This window comes from Bacteroidales bacterium, assembly GCA_023228145.1.
Classification (GTDB): domain Bacteria; phylum Bacteroidota; class Bacteroidia; order Bacteroidales; family CAIWKO01; genus CAIWKO01.
In genome coordinates this window covers 51,475-51,938 of record JALOBU010000021.1, presented here as the reverse complement: position 1 = coordinate 51,938, position 464 = coordinate 51,475, and positions in this window count along the sequence as shown.

Sequence of the window (464 nt, the reverse complement as noted above, 5' to 3'; positions counted from 1 at the left end):
TACACCATAACCATAAAAGATGAAAAAACGATTTCCGCTGAGTTTGATGTGATCGGCATTGATGATGATTATACTTTTTCAATTGATAAGAAACGTCCTAGGAAAGTTGTAAAATTTAAAGCCGGTAGCGCACTGGCCGCGAAAGTAAAATAAATAGCTTCTTTCTTTTACGTCGAAACCCCTACAGCCGTAAGGCGTAGGGGTTTTTTAGTTTTTTTAAGTGATTGATAATTAATTCTTTACGAAAATGTTTTACCTATGTTTTACCCCTTGTTAAAATTTGGGGTTTAATTATTTGGTTATCAATCATTTAGGTCGTTAAAATGGTGACCCCGGGGGGATTCAAACCTGCAACCCTGCCCGACTGAAGTCGTTCAGGCGGGCTTCTGATCCGTCAGGATTGATTTTCTTAATAAATCTTCTTCCTGCAGCACTTTTCAAATATTTTTCGCGTGTTCTTGCGA